Below are 23,128 nucleotides of genomic sequence, written 5' to 3'. Positions count from 1 at the left end.
TACTATCAAAGCACAAATCTTAAAACGCTTTCGTAGATACCTTAGTTAAAACGGTTCGCTCGTGTAAGGAACTTGTTTACAGAATAATAATCGTACAAAACAGCGGTTAATGACTATAAGCGATAATCATGCCACTTAGCAATCAAATAAATAGGCCTGAAAACACTGACCTGCATACGATCGTTACTGATTCAGCATCCTCAGCAGTGCACTATCGTGGCGCACCATTGGATCATGTTGGTGCAGCCAATTCTGTAGATTGTGTATTAGCCACAAAAGTCAGACGACTGTGACAAATACAAAAAATCATAGGTCTATTCACGGCATCTTAACGTATGTGATTTATCTATGTTATGACAGTATCATGAATATATGATAGGAAGTCATAAACTATTATCATGTAGAAGCGTTGTTTTTTTGTGTGACACTTCTTATAAAAATTAAAAGGGAATAATATGAAATTTATAAAAATCGCCACGCTCGCCATTAGCTTGAGTTTAGTCGGATGTATCTCATGGGTTTTCGCAAAAAGCCCGTTCAACGACATGCCAGAAGGAAACTACGCCGTTGATCTAACGCATGCTTCAGTTGTTTGGAAGGTGTCTCACCTTGGTTTATCTGACTACGTTGCTCGTTTTGCTGACTTCGATGCCAATATCGATTTTGACCCCAGTGATATTAGCAAATCAAAAGTGACAGCAACAATAAACCCGATGTCTATTCAAACGGCCTACCCTAAGGCTGACGAAAAAGACTTCGACAAAGTACTAGCAACAGAAAAAGGCTGGTTCAATGCAGGTGAATTCGCGTCTATAACGTTTTCTTCAAGTTCAATCAAAATGACCAATGATACCAGCGCAATAATGACGGGAGAGCTGAGCTTTTTAGGAGTGGTAAAACCTGTCGAGTTAGACGTTACGTTTAACGGTGCAATGCTGCGCCAGCCATTCAGTGGAAAGCCAACCATGGGATTTTCAGCAAGTACGGTGATAAAACGTTCAGAATGGGGAATGAGTAAATACGTACCGAGTATTGGCGATGACGTTGAGGTGATGATTGAAGGTGAGTTTGTTAAATCAGACGACTAGGATAACAGCAATGCCATCAGCACCTAAAAACCGCTACCATAGCCTAAGCATTATGTTGCACTGGAGCATCGCCTTGGGCTTACTTTTCATGTTCGCCAGCGGTTTATATATGGTTTATGCCGATATCAGCAAAGCTGATCAGTATAAACTATTTCAAATACACAAGGCCGCAGGCGTTATTATGCTATGGGCCATTTTGCTGCGTGTTGGCGTTAAAATCTTTATCAAAGCGCCTGCAGAGCCAACAGAATTTAATCAGAATGATATACAGAAAGCCAAACTCGGCCATATTGGTCTATATTGTGTATTAGTTGTCATGCCGCTATCGGGATGGGTGATGGTGTCAGCGAGCCCTTTCGGTCTACCTACCTTTGTATTTGTTGATTGGATAAAGTGGCCTCATATCCCAGGTATTGCTCGCAATAAAACAGTGGAAACCGTGGCTAACTATACACATTGGATAAATGCTATTGTGATGAGTGTACTGGTTGTCGGGCATATTGCCGCTGTCATTTGGCACAAGCGTCGGCATCGCGTGAATTTACTGAGCAGAATGTGGTGGACTGCAAATACAGAAGCTAAAAAGCAAGGAAAAAATAGCAATGAATAAACTTAGACTCACCTTCAACAATGCCAAAATCGGACTCATTTGGGCAGTGGCTTTAGTATTTCTAAGTCTACAGGTAAATGCTGATGAGCCACTTAACGTAGATAACAGCAATAGCACTGTGAGATTCGCTGGTGAACATGCCGGAATGAAATTTGAGGGTATTTTCGAAAAATGGTCAGCCAAGTTAGTCTTACCGCCAAATGACGCCCCATCAATACGAGCGGACTTCGATTTGCGCTCAGCAAAAACCGGCGACTCAACTTATGACAATACCCTACCAGAGGGTGATTGGTTTGATGTTGAGAACCACCCCAAAGGAAAATTTGTCAGTACGAAGATTGAGAAAAAAGGCGATAATTATGAGGTGAGTGGTGACCTGAGCCTACGAGGCCTTACCCACCCTGTATCTTTTGTGCTCATTAGCAAAGGTGATAAACTTGAAGCAAGTTTCGACATTGACAGACTCAAGTACAAAATTGGCATGGACTCAGACCCAGACGCTGAGTGGGTGAGCCAAATAATTAAAATGAATATGCTACTTAACGTAAACTAGCAGCCTATTTCTCTGCTCTTTATGAACAATTTGTGATTTTTACGCCGAAAACGATAAAGTTATTCGCTAATTGAACAATAACTCTGTACAATCCGCGCCCAACAATCCTAGGGTGATTTTTCCCTGCGTATTATATTTTTTGAGAGTAAAACATGTCTTCATCCATTGCAAATTTGCGCAACATAGCAATCATAGCGCACGTCGACCACGGTAAAACAACCCTAGTTGACAAACTTCTTCAACAATCAGGCACATTGGAAAGCCGCGGCGAAGCCGAAGAACGTGTAATGGATTCGAACGATATCGAAAAAGAACGTGGTATTACGATCTTAGCCAAAAACACAGCTATCAACTGGAACGAGTACAGAATCAATATCGTTGATACTCCTGGGCACGCCGATTTCGGAGGTGAAGTTGAGCGTGTTATGTCAATGGCTGACTCAGTATTGCTTTTGGTTGATGCACAAGAAGGGCCAATGCCACAAACGCGTTTCGTGACGCAAAAAGCATTTGCTCAAGGCCTTAAGCCAATCGTTGTTGTTAACAAAATTGATAAGCCAGGCGCTCGTCCAGACTGGGTAATTGACCAAGTTTTCGATCTGTTCGATAACTTAGGTGCTACCGACGACCAATTAGACTTCAATGTCGTTTACGCTTCAGCGCTTAACGGCTGGGCATCTTTGGATGCAGACACGCCAAGCGATGACATGACACCATTGTTCCAAGCTATTGTTGACCAAGTTGCTGCACCAGACGCTGATCCAAATGGCGGTTTCCAAATGCAGATTTCTCAGCTTGACTATAACTCTTACGTTGGTGTTATCGGTGTCGGCCGCATCACGCGTGGTACTGTTAAAGTGAATCAACAAGTCACTATCGTTAACGCTGCTGGTGAAAAGCGTAATGGAAAAGTAGGTAAAGTATTAGGGTATCTTGGTCTTGACCGTCATGACGTTGATTCTGCAGCAGCAGGTGACATCATCGCGATAACAGGTTTAGGTGAGCTTAAGATTTCTGACACCATTTGTGATGTCAACGAAGTTGAAGCACTTCCTCCATTGTCAGTTGATGAACCAACAGTCACCATGACTTTCCAAGTCAACACCTCTCCTTTCGCAGGTAAAGAAGGCAAGTATGTTACTTCACGTAACATCCTAGAGCGTCTTCAAAACGAATTGGTTCATAACGTAGCTTTGCGTGTTGAAGAAATGGAAGATCCGGACAAGTTCCGCGTTTCAGGTCGTGGCGAACTTCACTTAGGTATTCTTATCGAGAACATGCGCCGTGAAGGATACGAATTGGCAGTATCTCGCCCAGAAGTTATCTTAAAAGAAGAGAATGGCCAATTGATGGAACCATACGAAACCCTAACGGTTGACGTAGAAGAGCCACATCAAGGCGCTATGATGGAACAGCTTGGTTTGCGTAAAGCAGAAATGACCAACATGTCTCCAGATGGTAAAGGCCGTGTAAGAATCGACTTTATTATCCCAAGTCGCGGTTTGATTGGCTTCCAAACAGACTTCATGACCATGACGTCTGGGTCTGGATTGTTGTATCATACATTTGATCATTACGGTCCGCACAAAGGTGGCAATATTGGTCAACGTAAGAACGGTGTATTGATTGCTAACGCAACAGGTAAAGCACTAACTAACGCATTATTTAACCTGCAAGAACGTGGTCGCTTGTTTATTGGCCATGGTATTGAAGTTTACGAAGGTATGGTGATTGGTATTCACAGTCGTGACAACGACCTTACTGTTAACGCGCTTAAAGGTAAGCAACTAACTAACGTTCGTGCATCTGGCACCGATGAAGCACAAACCTTAGTTCCACCAATCATTTACACACTTGAGCAAGCGCTTGAATTCATCGATGATGACGAACTTGTTGAAGTAACACCGCAGTCAGTTCGTATTCGTAAGAAGCTATTGACTGAAAACGAACGTAAGCGTGCTAGTCGTCCCAAGAAAGACTAAGGCTGACTTCACCTCAAAAAAAAAGACCTTAGACGGTCTTTTTTTTTGCTCTATCTAAAACAATGATGTGTTTTTATTGTTATAAACAGTAGAATGCGACCAACCAGCTAATCACAATAAACAGAGCCAATATACAGTGATCACTATCATCAAAAATGCCAATGTCTATTCGCCTTCGTCCCTAGGTTTACAACATATTGTGATCGCTGAAAACAAGATTGTTTATATGGGTGACACGCTACCTGAGCTGAATATAGAACATGAAGTACTTGATGCTAATGGCTGTGAGTTATTACCTGGGTTTGTGGATGGTCATACTCATATCACCGGTGGCGGTGGTGAAGCAGGTTTTTCAACTCGCGTTCCACCGGTACCTTTGAGCAAATTTACGCGCGCTGGAGTGACGACAGCGGTGGGTTTACTCGGCACAGACGATACAACCCGCAGCACTGAATCGTTAGTAGCCCAAGTGTATGCGTTGCGTGAAGAAGGCTTTTCAGCCTACTGTTACACTGGCGGTTATCATTTACCACCGACGACACTAACAGGTTCGGTGAAAACCGATATTGTGTTTATAGAACCTGTTATTGGTGTTGGTGAGCTGGCAATCAGCGACCATCGTTCTAGCCAACCCACTTTAAATGAATTATTGAAAATTGCTTCCGAAGCCCACGTCGCACGCTTGATGACAGGAAAAGCCGGAATGTTGCACTTGCACCTTGGTGATGGGAAACGTGGCCTAGAACTCATTCGACAAGCATTGGACACAGCTGAAATACCCGCAAGAACTTACAACCCGACACATATTAATCGCCAACGCTTTCTATTTGAAGAAGCGTGTGAGCTTGCAAAAAGAGGATGTTGGGTTGATGTTACTGCGTTTGAGACTGGCAAGGTGGGATTTGAGCCAGGTGAAGCCTTACTCCGATACATGCAGCAAGATTTACCCCAAGATAAATTGACGATTAGTTCGGATGGCGGTGGTTGCTTACCTGATTTTAATTGTGATGGCAGTTTACGCAAAATGGACTTTGCCGATTCACAGTCAATGACGGACATTTTTTACGAGCTGATAGACGACGGCCAAAAGATAGAGGACTTTCTGCCTTTCTTTACTTTGAACGTTGCAAAATTAATGAACTTCCATCAAAAAGGACGAATTGAAGTAGGCGCAGATGCCGACCTCATCATTCTAAACAAACAAAAACGTATCGAACACGTCATGGCAATGGGCCGCTGGCATGTTAGAGACAACCAACAAACCCTTAAAGGTACATTCGAGTAAATATTATGCCCTCTCCTACTATAGAAGGCACCAAAAGGGGATTCGTTATTCCTATTGGTGGTGCTGAAGAAAAACTAGACAACCCAGAAATTCTTGCGAAGTTCGTTGAGCTATCTGGCGGAAAAGATGCTGTGATAACAATTATACCCACGGCTTCACAACTGGATGATACGGGTCCTCGCTATCAAAAGATTTTTGAAGAGATTGGCGTGAAGAAAACCTATTCTTTGCCAATTACTGAGCGCAGTGATGCACAGAAAGAAGAGTATGTTTCTACCTTAGAAAAGAGCACCGGTATTTTCGTCACTGGCGGAAATCAACTAAGGCTTTCTACCATTTTGGGGGGCACTCCAATTGCGAAGTGTATTCGTCAATTGAATGCAAAAGGTGTTAACTACGCAGGTACTTCTGCAGGTGCCGCTATTGTCTCTCAGCACATGATCACCGGTGGAAGCACAGGCATTGTTCCTACTGAGGATGGCGTAAACTTGGCCCCAGGAATGGGCTTAATCAACACGATTGTTGTTGACCAACACTTTAATGAACGTAACCGTTTAGCCCGTCTATTATCTGCTGTTAGCTATAATCCCTTCTTAGTTGGAGTAGGACTCGATGAAGATACTGCTGCATTCATTGACCACAACAATGTTTTCACCGTAGTCGGCAGCGGTGCAATTACTGTCGTAGATCCCAGTGACATAGAGTATTCATCTATGGCAGAAGCTCGCACTGGTGATGCTCTCACCTTACTCAATTTAAAGGTTCACATTCTTGCTTCTGGTGGACGCTTCGATATAAGCGAGCGAAAGGCTTACGTGAGCTAGTAGCCAGCACTTTTATGGTGCAATCCCTTGGTAGATAAAGAAAAAACTCTAAAAGGTAGCGTAAGCTACCTTTTTTATGTAGTTTAGATTGATAAAAATAAAATCAAATGCTTCTTCATCAAAAAACGCAGCGGCATCAGAAGAGTAAAGGGAATCGTCACAGTGAAAATTTTAAACAAGAGTGTTTTTGTCGGACCAAATGTCTATGCTAACTTCCCTGTTATCTGCTACCAGATTGACCTAGGTGAGCTCGAAAAGTGGCCATCCGTTAAGCTAGGAACAGACTTTATTGAAGGTTTGGTAAAAGCGCTTCCGAGTTTGCAACAACATGGCTGCTCTTATGGTGAGGAAGGTGGTTTTTTACGCCGCTTGAGAGAAGATGAGGGAACGTGGATCGGCCACATTTGGGAACACGTCGCCATCGAGTTGCAGAATCTCGCGGGGTCACACGTAACCTTTGGTCGCACTCGCAGCTTGGAAAAGCCCGGCTGTTATTACGTTGTCTATCAATATCAACAGCGTGACGTGGGCCTTGAAGCTGGCACACTTGGTTTAAAGCTGTTGACACATTTGATGCCAAAGAATGTACAAGAAGCAATTGGGGCAGATATTGAAGAAGACTTCAATTTTGCAGATGAGCTCACTGATTTCATTAAAATGGCGCAACGTAAAGAGTTTGGGCCAAGCACTGCTTCGCTGGTTGCTGCCGCAGAACAAAGAGACATACCTTGGCTGCGTTTGAACAACTACAGTCTTGTACAGTTCGGACATGGAAAATACCAGCAACGTATTCAGGCGACTATCACTAGCGAAACAAAACATATCGCAGTGGAAATATCATGTGATAAAGAAGATACGCACAACCTTCTGAACGACTTGGGTTTACCTGTACCGCAACAATTGATGATTTATAGCGATCGTCAGGCTATTAGAGCAGCAAAGCGCATTGGTTATCCCGTCGTACTAAAACCCCTCAATGCAAATCACGGTCGTGGCGTGAGTATCAATTTGACCACCGATGAACAGGTTGAATTGGCATTCGCTGAAGCGCAAAAGCATGGCACGAGTCGCGCAGTTTTAGTGGAAAGCTATTTAACAGGCTATGACCACCGCATGCTGGTTGTGAACAATGAACTGGTTGCTGTCGCGAAGCGTGTACCCGGTCATGTTGTTGGGAATGGTAAGGATAGCATTGAAAAACTCATAGAAATCGTCAACCTAGATCCTCGCCGCGGTGTTGGGCACGAAAAAGTACTCACTCGTTTAGAACTCGATACCCAAGCTGAAAGGCTGATGGAAGAAGGCGGTGTGAACAAAGACACAGTCTTAGAAGATGGGCAGGTATTCTTTTTACGCTCAACGGCTAACTTATCGACTGGCGGCACTGCTATCGATGTCACCGACATTGTGCACCCGGATAACAAAGACATGGCCATTCGAGCTATTCGCGCCATTGGCTTAGATATTGGTGGCGTTGACTTCCTCACTGACGATATTAGCCGTTCCTATAAAGAAATAGGCGGCGGTATTTGTGAATGTAATGCTGCTCCAGGTTTTAGGATGCACGTTGCACCCAGTGAAGGTCAACCTAGAGACGTGGCTGGTAAAGTCATGGACATGTTATTCCCTGCAGGCACAGATTCGCGTATCCCCGTGGCAGGTATCACTGGAACAAATGGTAAAACGACAACTTCACGCATGCTAGCAAGCATTATGAAAAGCGCTGGCTTTACCACAGGTATGACTTCAACCGATGGTGTCTATATCGATGGACATCTAACGGTGAAAGGCGATATGACCGGCCCCACTTCAGCACAAATAGTCTTGCGCGACCCTAGCGTTGATTTCGCTATTATGGAAACCGCTCGAGGTGGCATTGTAAAGCGAGGCTTGGGTTATAGCACATGTAATGTCGGTGCTTGTCTAAATATTTCCGCAGATCACCTTGGTCAACGCGGTGTTAATACACTTGAACAATTGGCGCAGATTAAACGTGTTGTTGTAGAGGTTGCGCAAGATTGTGTCGTGCTAAATGCAGATGACATTCACTGCTTGCAAATGGCCGAGTTCTGCCAAGCCAAACAGATTTGTTATGTCACGGTGGACTCTGGTCATGGCTTAGTTCGTGAACATATCCGTCAAGGCGGCATGGCCGTTGTGCTAGAAAAAGGTATAAACGGTGACATGATCACTATTTATGACAAAGGCGCCCATATTCCGCTACTTTGGACGCATTTAATCCCAGCGACGATAGAAGGCAAAGCAATGCACAATGTGCAGAACGCCATGTTTGCTACAGCAATGGCCTACAGTTTTGATACTTCTCTTGAAGATATTCGCCAAGGTTTACGTATTTTCAACACGTCTTTTTATCAAGCACCGGGTCGCTTAAATATTTTCGATGAGCATCCATTTAAAGTTATTCTAGATTACGCTCATAATCCTGCGGCAATCAAAACGATTACCGATTTAGCCGCCAGACTAGAAGTAAAAGGAAAGCGCCGCATTGTAATGGCAATGCCAGGTGATAGAAGAGACGAAGACATTATTGACGCGGCAAATAGTATCGCCTCTACTTTTGATACTTTTGTGTGTAAAGCAGATGATGATCGTCGAGGTCGTGGTCACGATGAAGTGCCTGAGTTGATTAAACGTACCTTGATGGCCGCAGGCGTTGACGAAGATTCAATCGAAGTGATTCCTAGTGAAGAAGAGGGTGTAGAAGCAGCCCTAAATAGTTGCCACCCTGGCGATTTATTGATTGTATTGGGCGACAACATTACGCGCTGTTGGAAACAGATAGTCCACTTCAATAACGCGACAGAGGTGCCTGAAGAAGGCAGTTCCGCTCCTTCTCAAGACTACCCAGAAAAGCTTTTCGCTCCGGTGGAAAATAAATTTGAGCTGCAGGAAGGCCAGCGCATTGTGCAAGACGATCGAGGTGTCCATATTGTTGTAGAGCGCGACGAGGAATCAGACTAGCTTTCAAGCCAAGTCTGATGAAAGTCTGAGATAGATTGAATATGAAATTAGAACTGGACGAAGTACGACGCCTCACTGGGCCAAACTTACTGTCAGATCACTCTGGTGCAATCATTGATGTTTTTTTTGAAGGTATTGCACCTGAGACTGTCCTAAAGTGTTGGCAACAACATGTACAAATTTGCCAATTAGCTGTGAATTGGAAACAGCCCACCTTTCACCGTTTCTATACCGGTGGGGCAAGCATGTCTATCGCTGCACCAATGGACCAATTGTATAGTGCATGTGACTTGATTGAATTAGCTTGGGATCGGTGTGTAGACCAACTTCTTGGGCATTCTGTAGATAAGCCCATCAACATAAAATTTAGCCAACGTTTGAGTGCGTTAAAAGACACCATCAAAGAGGAAAGAAATCCAGCATTACTCAGCCTTTTGCAGCAAGCGAGGGCGCACAATGTGCTTTGTTTACCCGATGATGATGAAGTGAGTTTAGGCACTGGACCAAGCGCTGTGACTTGGCCGATAGACAAGCTACCTGCACTTAAACCCTTTGGTTTAGTTTCCAATAGCCACTTAAGCAAAGCATCTGAAAATGACATTGACTGGTCTGCATTTTCGCAAATTCCATTGGCGTTAATCACCGGTACCAACGGTAAATCGACCAGCGTTCGTTTGGCTGCGGAGATTGCAAAATGTGCCAAGATTAATGCTGGTGTGACTTCCACTGACTTTATTAAAGTCGGCGACATACTTATCGACGAAGGGGATTACTCTGGACCGGGTGGTGCAAGAATGCTCCTGCGCGACAATAGAACAGAAATGGCTTTTCTGGAGGTCGCCCGAGGCGGCCTACTGCGCAGAGGTTTACCCGTTCCCCAAGCTGATGCGGCACTGGTTACTAACGTTGCAGGGGATCACCTTGGTCAATATGGCATAAATACGGTAGATGAAATAGCCCAAGTAAAACTCATGGTCGCAAAAGCAATTGATAGCAATGCAGTTCTCGTACTGAATGCTGATGATAAGTTAATTGTTGAACATTCAGCGCACCTTAGCGCACCAATTTGTTGGTTTAGTACAAACAAAGACAACCCAAAGATTAGGGAAGCGCTAGACAAACAGATGCCCTGCGTATACGTGGATAATAATGAATTTGTGTACCACTTCTCAGAAGCATCAAACATAGCTAACATCAATCAAGTGCCTATGACAATGGAGGGTACAGCGAACTACAACATCCAAAATGCGCTAGGCGTTATTGGTTTATGTAAGGCATTGCATATTCCTGACGAGGCAATAAGCCAAGGTTTGAAGCAATTCGGTTTACGTCCTGAAGACAACCCTGGGCGGGGAAATCGCTACCTAGTAAATGATATACAAGTCGTCGTAGATTTTGCCCACAACGCACATAGTATGGAGGCTATCATAGAAATGGCCGCTCAAACGAAGGCGAACAATAAACATGTTATGTTCAGCCATGCTGGCGACCGCTCTGATCAGGAGATTATTGAAGTAGCGAATATCGTGAAAAAGCTTGAACCTAGCAACTATGTGCTTGCTGAAATAGACAAGTATTTACGAGGTCGAGCACCCAATGAAATATCTGAGCTAGTGCAAACACATTTGCTATCGCGAGGTGTACCTGCTGCCAGTATCACCGTTTCCCCCGATCCACTCACCGGCTGCAAGCACATTATGAAGCGCGCTCAAGCCGGTGATTTGGTTTTGCTGTTTGTTCTCAATGATCGTGAAAAAGTACAAACTTACATCTCGACGCTGGGTTAAAACACAACGTCGAGGTGGACACCAATATTACGGCCAATTTCGGGTACCTTCTCACCTAGTGAAATATCTGCATTGGCTACACGATTAACGCCACCTAAGTGTTGGGCATACGATTTATCCGCAAGATTTTCAATCACAAAGCTCAGATTCATCGCCGCATTTAGCTCATAATCAAGGATGAAATTGAACACGCCATAACCGGCTGTAGGGCTTTCATTTTGTAAGCTCGACACTTCATCTTGCTTGGCCGCTGCCACAAGCGTTAGGGCTGCATCGATTCTGTCATACTGCCAATTCACGGTGATATTTCCGCTTAAAGGAGCCACACGATATAAAGGTAACTTTTCGCTATTAATGGCTTCAGTCAGTTTACCATTTACCCATTGCGCACTGCTTGTAATTTGCCAATGCTTGTCAATCTCGTAAGAGGCATAAACGTCTAAACCATGTAGTTGCGCACCTAAGTTATTCCATTGCAAAGCTTGCTGAGCGCCCATCATCGTTGTAATCATATTCGCCGGCGAACTTTCAGAAGGCGTACCAATAATATAATCATCGATTTTTTGATAGAAAACATTACCCATCACACTAAACCCAGCTTTTTGATACTGAATACCCACATCTGCTTTCTTGGCTGATTCTTTCTTCAAGTTAAGATTACCGATATAGTTTCTACCATCAGCTAAGCCTGCTGAAACCTCCAAAGGAAACCACGAGTAAATTTCACTGTAAGTGGGGGCTCTTTCTTTTTGACCCAGTGAAAATGTAATATCAGCACGCTCAGTCAGCGGCATTTGGGTTTTTAATACAATATCGACTAACTGATAGTCTACTTCTCTATTTGCATTATTGAAGCCCATGACAAGGGCCGCTACATTTGGATTCATCATGGCCATGCTTGAACCGACTTCATCTGCATTGAGCGTCACTTCACTCGCACGTAAACCAATTTGCCATGGTTTATCGATCTTATCTGTAGAGTTAAAACTACCGTCATACTCGAGGTAAGCACTCAATAAATCGCGTTCAATGTCATTAAAGTTGTGAATGAAAAACATCGCATTATTTGGGTTTGTGATCCGTGAGTTATGCACTTGCTGATAGTAGCTCGCGCCAATACGCCACCCCCCTTCACTTCTTAAGGTTTGCCCATTTTGCCCAAATTGAACAAAATCAATGTCAAAGCCCAGTGCTTCACTGTCGACTGTATTCAAGCGGTGCATCGCTGGCATAGGCGCAGAACGTAACTCGTAGTTATTCATGTCGTGCTCATTCTGATTGCCATACAGTTTTAACTTCGCTTGCCAGTCGTTAGAGAATTCACGATCAACCGCCAATTTATACCAAAGTGAGTCGACATAGATAATGTCCATCGCTAAGGCTGGTGTGCCCGACTCGTCTGTGTTCCTATACCCTACAAGCGCATTTATTGCTGTGTCATCAGTAAAGTAACCCGCACCTAGTTTTAAGCCAGTTCTATCATAAAAGGTGGATGGCACTTCATCACCATTGCCACTTTCATAGTTGCCTGCCTTTTGCAGCTGACCTTGTACCGATATGTATGCATTGTCCGTAGCGGAAAACACCTCAGCATTCACATTTTTTGAATCATTATTACCGAAGTATGTGGCTGTTAACGCAGCAGTAGACTCCCATTTGTCTCGGGTATTAAGATCAGGTTTATTGTTACGGATGACTAAAGCGCCACCCAGGCTCTCTGCTCCCACCGATACTGGTGCGACACCTTGATATAGAATGACCTCTTGTTGTGTGCCAAGCACGTGAGATAAAGGGCTATCCATTGCATTAGGTCCAGCACCTGCAATATCAATATCGTCAATTTTGACCTTCACTCTATCACCGTAGAGTCCGCGATATTGCACAATACCACTCACTAAGCCATTGCCATTGACGGATACACCAGGCAATTGACTTAGTTGCGCACGCAAATCGGGGGAGCTGCTATCTTCAAAGTCGATTTGTGACTCCAGTAGGCCACTGTTAATTTGGCCAAGCACTTCAATTCTTTCAATATTCGACTCTTCGGCAACAGCACTTGATGCTGCGCTGCCCAATGCAAGACAGACCGCGAGTGAAATAGCGGCAAGGATTTTTGGGGCCATCATGCGGCCATTACTTTGTATGTGATTCAACATCTTTATTCTCTAAGCCTTTTCTCAAAGTGTATTTGAGACAATGTTCATAAGTTCACAGTACTACAGGCACTGTGACGCTCAACTATTTGGGGAACGAATTAGCGAAAAGAATTGGGGGAGCTCTGGCTAAATTGAGAGTCTGTGTGCTTGTAGTAGAAAAACTGACAAGAGTGTAAAAAAGCGGCGTATGTCCTGCGACGTTAACACTTACGGATTGAGTATTTTCTAGGGAATTCGGCTGGTCGGCAAGTTGCGCCAGTACACAAGACACTTCATGCAAATTTTCTGGCGTAGCTGCAGGTGCCTCAACTTCAAGGACTTCTCCGCTAGCGAAATAAACGTAGGCGGAAATCCACTTGACACTTTTACCTGTGCAAATAGCCAACACATCATCACTCGCAAATGACTGCATAGCCGACATGGCGGTTGAGCTAGACGCTAATCCGAGTCCTTGATTGAATGCCAAACTGATAAGGAGTAAAAACCTTAACATTAATGACGAGTTTGAGGTGTGTTTTTGCATTGCTCTATTGAACAGAATAGTTGGAACAAAAACAAGGATTTTTCTTTCAATGAAACACTCGTCTGATTTGTGTCAATGCAAAGGGCAGTTTCAAGCAATTTACAAGCGTAAAGTAAATGTAAAGATATGATCTACCTCGAGACCTTTCGCGTAAACTTGCCATTACAAGCAGAGATGTGCACCTACCTTGTGCCGAACAAAAAACTGAGAAAATATATAATGACATTGCAAATTTTTAAGCGAGAAAAGCTGTTTCACTTCGCAAGCATCGCCATACTATTTATTGCTTCACTGAATGTTCACGCCCAATCATGGGGAGGCAGAGATGATGCAAAAACCAAAGTCATTGTCGCACCGCTCAAGTATCAAGCCCAAGAACTCAACTTGGAAGCTGTCGGAACAGCTGAAGCAAGAAAGTCAGTTATTCTTTTCCCAGCCGTGAGTGAACGCGTCACCTTAGTCGATTTTGAACCTGGTCAATTTGTCGAGAAAGATAAAGTACTACTAACACTTTACAATGAGCGCGAAAAAGTCGCCTTACAACGCGCGAAAATACAATTAAAAGACACTCAACGCGAATATCAACGATTGGTCGAGAGCCGCAAAAAAGGAGCAGCATCACAAAGCCAGGTTGATGTGGCTCAAACCGCCATGGCCTTGGCAGAAGTGGCAGTTAAAGAAGCGGATGTTGCGCTGAGTGAGCGTATTGTGAAAGCGCCTTTCTCTGGCATTTTAGGGTTCACTGATGTTGAAGTGGGTGACCGAATTTCTCAACAGACTCAAATCACCACCATTGATGACCGAAACGAGTTGTATATTAACTTCTCAGCGCCAGAAGTTGCTGTAGATATACTTAATAATGAAGCGAAAGTGTTTCTGACACCTTGGCAAGACCGAGAGGTGAAAATTGAAGCGTCGATTGCACAAGTAGATTCGCGAATTAGCGAACAGGATCGCACAATACGAGTCAGAGCATTGTTGAACAATGAAAACGATAAGTATCGCCCTGGCATGAGCTTTCGCGTCACACTTTCCATTTTAGGACAAGAATATGTTGCTGTTCCTGAAGCCTCATTGCTCTGGTCTGCGACAGGTGCGTATGTTTGGCAAATGGTCGAGGGCAAAGCAGCAAGAGTTGATGTTCAAATTCAGCAACGATTACTCGGCACAATACTGGTCCAAGGGCCATTTACGGCAGGTGCGCCGCTGGTTGTAGAGGGCGTACAACGCCTACGCGGTGGTCAAGCTCTCGAAGCGATGACGAGCAATGCCAGCCGCGCGAATAGAAACGAGCAGGAGAAGGCATCATGAAGTTGCCCTCATCACTACAAGTGAACGATTTACCGTCACTTTCAATTCGTCGCCCAGTATTGGTGATGGTACTTAACCTACTCATTATTTTAGCCGGCTTTGCAGCAATTAATGATCTAGAAATAAGAGAATTACCGGATGTAGATAGACCTATCGTTTCGGTAACAGCAAGCTATCCTGGTGGCTCACCAGAGACAGTCGATAGCGAAGTGACTAGCCGACTAGAAGGGGCTGTGGCCCGAGTGAGCGGGGTGAAATCGATAAGAGCTTCAAGTGAAGAAGGCTCTGCTCGTGTCCGTGTTGAATTTCGCCCTGGCATTAACCTTGAAGACGCAGCCAACGAAACAAGAGAATCTGTCAGTCGTGTCCAAAGGCGCTTACCCGCAGAAGTTGAAAACCTAGCCATTATTAAAGCAGACAACGATGCACAAGCCGTTGTAAGTTTAGCGATCAGTAGTGACTCTCTCGACATGGAAACTCTAACAGAACGCGTTGAAGTTGACCTTGCTCCAATGTTTCTGAGTATCCCCGGTGTCGCTGACGTTTCATTGAATGGTCAGCGTCAACGCGTTATGCGGGTTGCTGTTGACCCACTACGATTAACTAGCTTCAACCTTTCTATGACCGACGTCGCGGCAGCGTTGCGTTTAGCGCCATTTGATGTACCGGCAGGTAGTGTCAAATCGCAAGACCAAGAATTAATCGTGCGCGCCGATGCCACATCCGTAAATACACAAGATATAGAGCAAATTGTGGTCAACGGCGATACGCGCATAGCAGATGTTGCCAATGTATATTTTGGGCCCGCTGATGCCAATAGTTTGGTTCGCTTAGATGGCAAACCCGTCGTTGGCTTAGGTATTGTTCGTCAAGCCCGCTCAAATACCATTGAGATTTCTGATGAAGTACTGGCAATGGTGGCTAGTTTAGACAAGCGCTTTACTGACATGAATATTGTTGTCACCTCTGATGATGCAGAGTTTATACGAGGTTCAGTAGACGAAGTCATTGTTTCTCTTAGTCTGACTATCCTACTCGTCGTTGCCACTTTATGGTTGTTCTTAGGCACATTCAGAGCGACGTTAGTGCCGGCTTTATCTATCCCAGTGTCTTTGGTTGGTGCTTTGGTTATCATGTGGGTGCTAGGATTCTCGATTAATATTCTAACGCTACTGGCCTTAGTTTTAGGTACCGGCCTAATTGTTGACGATGCTATCGTTGTTTCAGAAAACATTCAACGTAGACGTTCACAAGGCTTAGGTGCGAGAGCCGCTGCCGTATTAGGGACACGTGAAGTTTTCTTCGCTGTCGTTGCCACCACAGCAGTCTTAGCAGCTGTATTTATTCCTATCGCATTTTTACCATCAACTGCAGGACGATTGTTCAGAGAGTTCGGTGGTGTCCTTGCCGGTGCTGTTATCATCTCATCGTTTGTCGCGCTGAGTTTAGTACCTGCATTAACGGCAAAACTGCCCATCAAATCATCTTCCAGTGGTTTCTTTGACCGAACCCTAGGGGCTTTTGGCAGACAAGTACTGAATGGATATATGGTCATACTCAAACGAAGCCTTCAATTATCATGGCTAACCGTGCTGATTTCGCTTATGGCCGCTGGTGGTGCGTTTCTTCTCTATGAGAAAATTGAAAATCAATTACTACCCTCTGAGGACCGTGGATCAATTCGTGTATTCGCAAGGGGCCCAGATGGCGTTGGCTTAAACTACATGAATCGCCAAGCTGAGAAGATGGAAGAAATCTTATTGCCTTATGTAGAAGACTCAAATGTGGATTCTATCTATACCGTAGTAGGTCGTTGGGATCCGAACGTTGTGTTTATCACTGTGCCGCTAGAGCATTGGGACGATAGAGACAAGACACAACAAGAAATCATTAATGAAATGCGCCCCCAACTACAGGGTATTCCTGGTGCTCCTGCTAATGCCTTCGGTTCAAACAGCTTAAACCTGCGTGGCCAAGGGGGCGGTCTTGAGTTAGCGCTTACTGGCGATACATATGAGAGAATATATGAGTCAGCTCTTGAGTTTACTAAGCTAGTAGAGCAACAACTGCCTGAACTCGGCAGGCCTCGAATTGGCTATCAGCCTACCCAGCCACAATTGCGTGTAAACATCGACAGACGTCGCGCAGAAGAACTGGGTGTGCCATTTAACGACATATCCACCACATTGCGGGCAGCGATCAACGGCGATGACATTGCCGACCTAAACATCGGTGATCAAGCTGTGCCTTTAATACTGCAATCAAGCAACCGTGTCACAACCAATCCATCTGAGTTGACTAACTTGTATGTGAAGTCTAACAACGGACGCCTCGTACCACTTTCTAGTTTGGCATACATCAGTGAAGAAGGTGTTGCGGCTGAATTGGAGCGTCATGCGCAGCGTCGTGCAATAGAGATTGAATTGGAACTACCAGACTCGTTAACGATGGCAGAAGCCGTCAGTAAGCTGCGAGACATTGGCAATGAAAACTTACCTGATGGCATCGGCTTGATTTTCTTGGGCGAAGCATTGACGTTTGAAGAAACATCTAACGAAGTCGCGATGACTTACTTGTTTGCATTCATCATTGTCTTACTGGTCCTAGCTGCACAGTTTGAAAGCCTTAATAGTGCGATCATTGTTATGATTACCGTTCCCTTCGGCATTGCCGCTGCGATATTTGCACTCTATCTTACCGGCACTTCAATCAATATCTATTCTCAGATAGGTTTAGTAATGCTCATAGGGCTGATTGCCAAGAATGCCATTTTACTCGTTGAATTTGCTGACCAACTGCGTGACCGTGGGATGCAAGTGAATGATGCCATCGTTGAAGCCGCTTCGGTAAGACTTCGTCCGATTATGATGACCTTGATGTCAACCATACTGGGTGGCCTGCCTTTGATTTTGTCAACCGGTGCTGGTGCGGAAGCTCGTAACTCCATCGGTTGGGTAGTTTTCGGTGGGTTGGGTATCGCCGTCATCTTTACTTTGTTTCTCACGCCAGTGCTATACAAGCTGATTGCTCGTTTCACTAAGCCACGCGCTGATGAAAGTAAACGTTTGGAAGGTGAATTAGAAGATGCCGAAGACTTAGAACTCAATAGCAGCAAAGGATAAGCCAACACTCCCAACTTGCGTCATTCCTGCAACATTTACGTCATTCCTAAGCGCTTATGTCATTCCTGCGAAGGCAGGAATCTAGGTCCCCGCCTGCGCGGGGATGACGGAATGCGCGGGGATGACGGAATGCGCGGGGATGACGGAATGCGCGGGGATGACGGAATGCGCGGGGATGACGGAATGCGCAGGGATCATAACCTACGCGGGGATGACGACATGCGCGGGGGGGAGTGCAGTTACGATTAGCTCTTTGGTTCTTTGTTAAACTGCTTTAAACTTGAGGATTGAGATTAATAGCAGCCAAAAGGAAACCAAATGAATTTCAGTGATAAGCCAGATAGAAGTGCAACGAAAGCCTATAAATGGGAAAAATACAAAGGCACTGATATCTTACCTATGTGGATTGCTGATACTGAATTTAGGTGTGCCCCTCCTATCATCGAAGCGCTGCATAAAAGAGTCGACGATGGGTTATTTGGTTATACACTCCCAGCCCATGATTCTGATGCCCTAGAAGCTATTGTCGAGTGGTGTAAGAAACAATACGACTGGACTATTGAAGCTGATTGGATCGTTTGGACACCAGGTGTTGTTCCCGCTTTTAATGTTGCTATCAAAGCAAATTGTAAGGCCGGTGATACTGTCATTGTACAAAGCCCTAACTACCCTCCACTACTCGCCGCACCAGCAATTAATGGCATGAAAAAAGCCACCGTGCCGACTGTTGAGCTTAATGGGCGTTGGACCTTGGATTTCGATGCACTCGAAGAAGCGGCAGCTGCACCCAATGCGAGTTTGTTCATTATGTGTAACCCGATGAACCCAGTTGGCTCAGTGATGACCAAAACAGAACTGGATCGTGTTGCCCAAATATGTGAAAAACACAATGTGACGCTGTGCTCTGATGAAATCCACTGCGACTTGGTTTTAGATGATGTACCGCATCTACCAGCTGGCGCACACAGCAAGCTACATGACAAATCAATGACCTTAATGGCTGCAAGCAAAACCTTTAATGTCGCCGGTTTAGGAACTTCATTTGCCATTATTCCAAATGCAGACTTACGCGCAAAGTTCGTGCGCTCTACTCGCGGGATTGTTCCATGGGTCACCGTCACTGGCCTAACTGCAACAAACGCTGCGTTTCGTTATTGCGATGACTGGCATAAAGCCGAGTTGGCTTATTTGAAAGAAAATCGTGATTATCTTGTTGAAGAAATCAACAAAATCTCAGGTTTAACAGCAATTGCACCGGAAGCCACTTTTTTATTGTGGGTAGATGCCTCCGGTTTACAGGTTGACGACACTCAAGCTTGGGCTGAAAGCAAGGGTATTGGCCCCTCTCCAGGCCGAGACTTCGGCGCGCCATCATTTTTCCGCATTAACTTCGGTTGTTCCAGAACTTATTTAGAAGAAGCAATCAATCTGTTAAAACAAGCCTAGCTGAAAACTATGCTTTGGGGATTCTTATCCCTGAAGCAACAATTTCATATACTTCACCGGCTTTAACAATATCAGAGTCTAATTGTAGGTCTGCACGGTAATGCGCTGCCTGTTCCTCACTGAGCTCTTTTTTAACTAGCTCTCCTGCAAGTGTTACGGTGCGCCCAGCGGTGTCACTAGGGATGAAAAAACCATAGTCTTTAAATGATACGCGCATGATGGTATCGCCGTCTTGTGCAATAAAGAAACAGCCTTTCTTTTGACACACTTTCGCAATTTTAGTCTCGACTATAAAGGGCTTTTCAGCATGCTTGCTGGGTTGTTTCGACAAGCTTCCTAAATCGACTTTCTGTAGGGTTTCATCAATAATTGAACCAAAGGTTTCGCTAGTATCAGTCACAGCAACCGGCTCTGATAAACGCACTGTTTCAGCATAAGAACTGGCTGAAAACAGACATCCCAATAATAAAATACTAGCCACAGTAGTCATTGGCTTGCGCCAAAAGGTATTTACATTCTTAACGTTCATTATCTTTTCCCTGAATTAGTCAATCAACTCAACGCTTACGCCAGCATGCTCAGCTAAGCGGTCTATAAGCTTGTCTCCCAAAGCTGATGCTGGCGTCCAAAATCCACCTTTCAGTTCTGGCACATCTTTACTTAAACATAGCACAGATTGAGCTAGCATTTTAGCAGTAGAGCCGTAACCTGGGTCACGATCACCGTAAACCTTTACGCAGCGCTTTTCGCCCTCTGAAGTCTTTGCATAAAAACGCATGTCAAACATGCCATTCAATTGTTCTTCTGGACTAGGACCTTCGCCGGGTTTGGGCAGAAATTTATTCGCTAGAAGGTTTCTGATTGGCGAGATACTCGCTCCCAACATGAAAGCACCTAAGCCTAGCGTAAATGTCCACGCTTGAAAGCCTGACTTTGCTGTCATTGCTTCATCGTAAAGAAAGTTTTCGCCGTACTGGTTGCCTAATAAGGCGTTACTGCGATGCACAATCCTTTCGTTAATCGACGCCATGACAAACGGCATGGTCCATACTTTCAGATCGGCATCGTATTCTGCTTTTTTATGGTTCTTTTGCCTTTGCTTGAAATCATGACTACTAGGGCAAAGCACGTATGGGTTTACTAGGATCTTGCGTAAACTCGGATCCTCTTTCGCCTCTTTAATCACGTTCAGCATGCTGGCGATTGTGCCACCCGAGGCTGCGCCTTTAATTCTGCGTACGCGCATTTTAATCTGCTGCGCCGGAGCACCCGTTGCTGCAATCATGGTTTGCTGTAATTTAAACACGCCCAAATCAGATGGAATAGAATCAAAGCCTGTACAATGAACAATGCGAGCGCCAGACGACTTTGCATCGCTTTCATATTTATCTAGCATTGCCTTTATCCACTGTGGTTCACCAGTCAGATCACAATAATCGGTGCCAGATTTTGCACAAACGCTGACCAAGGTCTCACCGTAGAGAGCATAGGGTCCAACCGTACTCACCACAGCATTGGTTCTATGACACATGTCTTTAAGCGCGCTCTCGTCATCAGCATCCGCGACAAAGTGTTGAACATTTTCAAGATTTAGGCGCTTTTTTAAATCGATCAACTTTGCTTCGCTTCTTCCAGCTATCGCCCAAGAGAAACTTTCACCAGTATAAGTAGCTAAATATTCTGCCATAATCTGCCCAACGAAAGAGCTCGCACCATAGAGGATGAAGTCGAAATTTGATGGTTCTTTTGTGCTCATTTGTTTGCCTTATTGTTTAGTATTGCACTGTAAGGTGGAAAACTGTCTCTACTTAGTTTGGTACATTTCTGGTACACGGTCGTGCATTTGCGACAAGGTTTTTTGTAGCATTGGTATGGCTCTATAATCGCAGTGGCCAGCGCCGTCAACCCAAGTAAATTTTGCGTCTGAAATAGGTTGGGTTTGATTCGACAACATTTCTTCATAAAGCTTCATTGCGTTGTTGAGGTAGAAATTGTCCATATCCCCCATCCAAATATGTAGCTTGCCCGCAACTTTAGGCCCCAAGCTTGACCAATTATCTTCAGTATATTTGCGTAAATCATAGCGTGACCATGCCTGCGCAACCTCTTTATTTATTTCGCCTGTTATTGGGTCCCATAAGACCGAAGGTTGTCCATTGTCTAAGCGAGGCCCATAGACGGCGTTCCAACCACCCCATTGACCACCACTGTATGCAAACGAATCATTCCGTCCCATCGTATTTTCCATCATGATTTCACGTTGAATACTGAAAATAATTTCACCGTCTTTCGCTCTAAATGAAGGGCGCTCAACGCCATGCTCGTTAATGAAAGCATTTTCGTCTTTGTAAATATCAACGAGTTGGAAATATCTAAAATCAACACCGTCAGCGCTAAATGACCATGCGCCATTAAACATATCAGGGTAAAATAATTGTAAAGCTAAGCTCACCCAACCACCTGTTGAGCAGCCAGTGGTAAAGCGTGTTTCACCTGAGTCTACTAATCGGAATTGCTTGGTTAAATAAGGCAGGAGTTCGGTCCATGTCGCTTCGCCATAAGGCCCATTATTCGCAGAATCAATTTGGTAACTATCGCCCAAGGGTGCTTCACCGTCTAAGAACACAAGTACCATATTCGGGGCTTCATCTCCAAACCAATAAGTTTGAAAATCTTTATTGTTGAAGGTACGCTCAGCACGGTCATAACGACCGTGATAGCCACCTATGCTAAATACAACTGGAAATACTTTATCGGGCTGCGAGTAATAATCCTTGGGCAAAATCACACCGGCTCTTAAATGCATATCATGTTGCCAAAACTCAGTTAGCAGCTCGCTTGGCATTTTGACAAATTTGAGATGTTCTTGCTCGGCGGGTAATGTTTCCGGTGGTAGTTTCTTGCTTAAGTTGAAAGAAAGCACTTTGGAGTCAAGGAAATCAAGCTCTACTTTTTGCACCTCACTGTAATAGTTTCCAGGTGAATTGATGCGTGAGTCGAAAGCATCCGTATCGTAGATTACTTGCACGAACCAGTTTCCTGGAGGTAAGTCTTGAGGTGAACGGTACGGAAAGCCTGCGTCATTGAAATTGACTTGCATTGCTTCACCTGTTGGGACTTTTTCCAGATCTTTGGAGAACAAAGGCTCAATGTTCCTTGTTGGCCATGCGCTGTAGTTTCTTGGCTCCCTGTCGGCAGACTTTGAAAAAACAAGGTGAAGCCGTCCTTTTGAATCAATCGTTTGCGGACTTTCTATTTCAACATTGAGGTTATTGGCAAAAGCAGTGTGACTGAATGAGCTTAGAAAAAAGGTAAAAAGGCTTGCCGTAAGATAGCGGTTTGAAATATTCATATATCAACCTTTTGATAGGTAAATAAAGGGGCCAAAAGGCCATTATTGGGGAAACCTACCCCAAGTTTCTGAAACGCCAACTTGGGGTAAGCTTTTATTGTTGTATA

At 44.6% G+C, this 23,128-nt stretch carries 17 protein-coding genes; 12 read left to right on the top strand and 5 right to left on the bottom strand.

Annotation, left to right across the window (positions count from 1 at the left end):
• Positions 1 to 128: 128 nt before the first annotated feature.
• The 9 genes from RM544_RS07920 (at position 129) to RM544_RS07880 (ending at position 11,111) form a co-directional block, all read left to right on the top strand.
• The gene (locus RM544_RS07920) at positions 129 to 293 is read left to right on the top strand and encodes a hypothetical protein (protein ID WP_311361222.1); all 165 of its coding nucleotides are present in this window, start codon (positions 129 to 131) and stop codon (positions 291 to 293) included.
• Between the two features lie 162 nt (positions 294 to 455).
• A complete protein-coding gene (locus RM544_RS07915; RefSeq protein ID WP_311361221.1) occupies positions 456 to 1,088 on the top strand; it encodes a YceI family protein in 633 nt (210 codons plus the stop codon).
• Positions 1,089 to 1,098: 10 nt separating this feature from the next.
• A complete protein-coding gene (locus RM544_RS07910) occupies positions 1,099 to 1,698 on the top strand; it encodes a cytochrome b (RefSeq protein ID WP_311361220.1) in 600 nt (199 codons plus the stop codon).
• On the top strand, positions 1,691 to 2,251 hold the full coding sequence (locus tag RM544_RS07905; RefSeq protein WP_311361219.1) for a YceI family protein: 561 nt from the start codon (positions 1,691 to 1,693) through the stop codon (positions 2,249 to 2,251). Before RM544_RS07910 ends, RM544_RS07905 begins: the two co-directional genes overlap by 8 nt.
• Positions 2,252 to 2,403: 152 nt before the next feature.
• On the top strand, positions 2,404 to 4,233 hold the full coding sequence (typA, locus tag RM544_RS07900; protein ID WP_311361218.1) for a translational GTPase TypA: 1,830 nt from the start codon (positions 2,404 to 2,406) through the stop codon (positions 4,231 to 4,233).
• Between the two features lie 136 nt (positions 4,234 to 4,369).
• Entirely contained in the window at positions 4,370 to 5,518 is a 1,149-nt protein-coding gene (gene iadA / locus RM544_RS07895) for a beta-aspartyl-peptidase (protein WP_311361217.1), read from the top strand.
• Positions 5,519 to 5,523: 5 nt separating this feature from the next.
• On the top strand, positions 5,524 to 6,342 hold the full coding sequence (locus tag RM544_RS07890) for a cyanophycinase (protein ID WP_311361216.1): 819 nt from the start codon (positions 5,524 to 5,526) through the stop codon (positions 6,340 to 6,342).
• A gap of 162 nt (positions 6,343 to 6,504) precedes the next feature.
• Positions 6,505 to 9,324, top strand: coding sequence for a cyanophycin synthetase (gene cphA / locus RM544_RS07885; RefSeq protein ID WP_311361215.1), 2,820 nt, complete (start codon positions 6,505 to 6,507; stop codon positions 9,322 to 9,324).
• A 41-nt stretch (positions 9,325 to 9,365) separates the two neighbouring features.
• Complete coding sequence (locus tag RM544_RS07880) at positions 9,366 to 11,111, top strand: Mur ligase family protein (protein ID WP_311361214.1); 1,746 nt, start codon at positions 9,366 to 9,368, stop codon at positions 11,109 to 11,111.
• Here RM544_RS07880 and RM544_RS07875 read toward each other — a convergent pair.
• On the bottom strand, positions 11,108 to 13,267 hold the full coding sequence (locus tag RM544_RS07875; RefSeq protein ID WP_311361213.1) for a TonB-dependent receptor plug domain-containing protein: 2,160 nt from the start codon (positions 13,265 to 13,267) through the stop codon (positions 11,108 to 11,110). The genes RM544_RS07880 and RM544_RS07875 overlap by 4 nt on opposite strands.
• An 82-nt stretch (positions 13,268 to 13,349) precedes the next feature.
• Positions 13,350 to 13,790, bottom strand: coding sequence for a hypothetical protein (locus tag RM544_RS07870; protein ID WP_311361212.1), 441 nt, complete (start codon positions 13,788 to 13,790; stop codon positions 13,350 to 13,352).
• A gap of 219 nt (positions 13,791 to 14,009) precedes the next feature.
• On the opposite strand from RM544_RS07870, the gene RM544_RS07865 reads away from it, so the two are divergent.
• From RM544_RS07865 to RM544_RS07855, 3 genes are all read left to right on the top strand, one after another.
• Positions 14,010 to 15,101, top strand: a complete 1,092-nt coding sequence (locus RM544_RS07865; protein WP_311361211.1) for an efflux RND transporter periplasmic adaptor subunit — start codon at positions 14,010 to 14,012, stop codon at positions 15,099 to 15,101.
• Positions 15,098 to 18,223, top strand: a complete 3,126-nt coding sequence (locus tag RM544_RS07860) for an efflux RND transporter permease subunit (RefSeq protein WP_311361210.1) — start codon at positions 15,098 to 15,100, stop codon at positions 18,221 to 18,223. The genes RM544_RS07865 and RM544_RS07860 overlap by 4 nt, the downstream gene beginning before the upstream one ends.
• A gap of 318 nt (positions 18,224 to 18,541) precedes the next feature.
• Positions 18,542 to 19,669, top strand: coding sequence for a MalY/PatB family protein (locus RM544_RS07855; RefSeq protein WP_311361209.1), 1,128 nt, complete (start codon positions 18,542 to 18,544; stop codon positions 19,667 to 19,669).
• A 7-nt stretch (positions 19,670 to 19,676) separates the two neighbouring features.
• Here the strand turns inward: RM544_RS07855 and RM544_RS07850 are convergent, their stop codons facing one another.
• From RM544_RS07850 to RM544_RS07840, 3 genes are read right to left on the bottom strand one after another with little or no spacing between them, the layout of a single operon-like run.
• Positions 19,677 to 20,198, bottom strand: coding sequence for a DUF4920 domain-containing protein (locus tag RM544_RS07850; RefSeq protein WP_311361208.1), 522 nt, complete (start codon positions 20,196 to 20,198; stop codon positions 19,677 to 19,679).
• 15 nt (positions 20,199 to 20,213) lie between these two features.
• Positions 20,214 to 21,425: a saccharopine dehydrogenase family protein gene (locus tag RM544_RS07845; protein WP_311361207.1), complete on the bottom strand. Its 1,212-nt coding sequence runs from the start codon at positions 21,423 to 21,425 to the stop codon at positions 20,214 to 20,216.
• 48 nt (positions 21,426 to 21,473) lie between these two features.
• Positions 21,474 to 23,021: an alpha/beta hydrolase-fold protein gene (locus RM544_RS07840; protein ID WP_311361206.1), complete on the bottom strand. Its 1,548-nt coding sequence runs from the start codon at positions 23,019 to 23,021 to the stop codon at positions 21,474 to 21,476.
• Positions 23,022 to 23,128 lie beyond the last annotated feature (107 nt).

It is taken from the genome of Brumicola blandensis, assembly GCF_031846165.1.
Taxonomy (GTDB): Bacteria; Pseudomonadota; Gammaproteobacteria; order Enterobacterales; family Alteromonadaceae; genus Glaciecola; species Glaciecola blandensis.
This window is presented reverse-complemented; position numbering and strand designations above follow the sequence as displayed.